The sequence below is a fragment of the Pseudomonas sp. K5002 genome, assembly GCF_013386655.1.
Lineage (GTDB): Bacteria > Pseudomonadota > Gammaproteobacteria > Pseudomonadales > Pseudomonadaceae > Aquipseudomonas.
Window position 1 is genome coordinate 1 of sequence record NZ_JACARK010001409.1, and the last position, 2,375, is coordinate 2,375.

At 64.5% G+C, this 2,375-nt stretch carries 1 protein-coding gene and 1 pseudogene; both read right to left on the minus strand.

All coding sequences use genetic code 11. The annotated features are described in order from the left end of the window. A pseudogene (locus tag HX846_RS36775) lies at positions 1–214 on the minus strand (SAM-dependent methyltransferase); the annotation flags it as partial. Next, positions 211–2,375: MMPL family transporter (locus HX846_RS36780; protein ID WP_178967411.1), on the minus strand; the 2,165-nt coding region annotated here is incomplete at its 5' end. The pseudogene HX846_RS36775 and the gene HX846_RS36780, both read right to left, overlap by 4 nt.

Genomic DNA, 2,375 nt, shown 5'->3' on the forward strand with positions numbered 1-2,375 from the left:
GGGCGAACACCTGCTGCAGGTACTGGAACGACTTGCCCTGGCCGCAACCAGCGTCCAGCAGCACCGGGGCAACCGGCAGCGGGTCGCTGAACAGGCTGCGCAGGTCGTTGATGGCCACGCGCAGCACATGGTGCTGCCAGGTGTGGCTGCGCAGGAACCAGAAGCCGAATTTGGTTTCTTCGACGTAGTTTTTACTCAGGTATTGGCTGCTCATCTCATCTTCCTTGTCCCGGACGGGCTGGCCCACGGCGCCAGCATGAAGCTGAACGCCAGCCCCAGGCTCACCGACAGCCCAAAATTACTCACCGCCGGTGTGCTGGAAATAGCCAGCAGGCCGAACGATAGCCAAGTAGTCACGGCCGCCAACAGTGTGCCCAACAGGCTCACGGCGGCGCCGCCAATTTGTTCACGCATCAGGATCGCGTAGTCGACGCTGATGGCGGTCACCAGCAGCAGGCCGAACAGGCTGAACAACGTCAACGGCTGCCCCAGCCAACCGAGGCTGGCCAGGCTGCACAGCGCCGCCAGTAACGGCAGGGCGACGATGCGCAAGGCACCGCCGAAGCCGAACGGCAGGATCAGCAGCAGTACGATCAACACGCAGGACATCAATTTCAATTCCGCCGCGCTGATCTGTGTGGCAGCGAATACCTGGTTCAAGTCGCCGAGGCGATCCACCAACTGCACGCCGGGCAGATCCAGGGCCTGCACCCGCAGCAAGGCCGGGTTGTTCAACCCTTGCAGGCTCACCATCGCCGCCACGCCACCGTCGACATTCCCCAGCCACAGCGTGCGCCATGGCTCGGCCAGCGGGCCGACCAGTGCTGCGTCGATGTCTTCGGTGGGCAAGGCCTGCAACTGGGCCAGCTCGGCTTGCAGCGCGCTGGCGGGCACACCGAGGTCCAGCAATGGCTGCCAGTACTGCGGCAGCTGTTTCAGGGCCTCGCGCAGTTGCTGTTGCTCCGCCGGCGCGCTGACCAACTGGTTGAGCGCCAGGTAACCCTGGAGCTTGTCCATGTTCACCAACTGATCCAGGCGCTGGCTCAGCGCGGCCTGGCGCTCCAGCAATTGCGGTTGATTGTCCGCCCGTACCAGGAAGAACTGGCTGGTGGGCTGGAACCCGGTAATCCGCGCAACGGCCTGAGCTTCCTGCAGCAACTGCGGCGGCGCACCGATCCACTGGCGGATATCGTTTTTGCTGTTCAGGTGCCATAGGCCGCCTGCGCAAAACACCAATACCAGTACCAATAACACCGGACTGGGCAGGCGCTTGAGCAGCGACTCGCGCACGCTCAGCAGGAACTCGGCAATGCGCAGCGGCCATTGCGCCGGGCGCAGCTCGACGCCTTTGAGCAAGGCCGGCAACAGGCACACGGCCGACAGGTAAGCACCTACCAGACCGGCAGCGGAGAACACCGCGATTTGCGTCAGCGCCGGGAACGGCGTCCACGCCAGGGCCAGGTAACCGATGCAACTGGTGGCCAGGCTCAGGCTCAGGCCCGGCAAGGTCAGGCGCAAGGCCGGCCAACTGCGCCAAGGGCTCATGCTCCAGCTCTTGGACAGGTAATGCAGCGGGTAATCCACCGCCACGCCGATCAGGCTCGAGCCCAGCACCAGCGTGATCACATGCATATGCCCGAACAGCGCCACACAGGCCACCGCACCAAACAGCATGCCCACCAGCACCGGCACGAACGCCAGCAACACCCGCCAGCGGCGGAACGCAAGCAGCAGCAATAACAGGATGCCTACCGTCGCGCCGCCGCCGACCCAGGTGATTTCCCGAGTGGCCTGCTGCTGACCATTGGCTGCATACAGCAGGCCGCTGGCGGCGAGCAATTGCGCGCCTTGCTGGTCTGCCTGCTCGCGGCTGGCCTTGAGCAGGTCAGCCACTTGCAGCGGCAGTTTCATGTCGAAGGCATTGCCGGTGGTGCGGGCCCGCAGCAGTACCCAGCTTTTGCCGTCGGCATCGGCGATCAGCGCGCCGCTGCCGATATCCAGCTGCACCGAACCGTGTTGCGGCTGGCTGTTCTGGATGCGCCCGGTGAGGCCCAGCCAATCGTCCTGGCTCGGCACCAGGCTGAAGCCGGTGAACGGGTCGAACAGCGCCTGAACCCGCTGCTGAATAAACGCCTGGGGCTCGTCGATCAGTTGCTCGCGATCCTTGGCCGAGAGCATCGCCAGCCGGCCTTGCAGCAACTGCTGACGCAGGGCCGGCAGGTCGGCTTGGAGGTTCCACTGAACTTTCTCAAACAGGCCGCTGGCTTGCCAGGCTTCGCCCAATTGCGTCGCCATGGCCACGGCTTTTTGCCGGTCGGCGTGCCCCACCAGCACCAGTATTTCGCGGTTCAGCGGTTCCTGCATGCGCTGTTCGG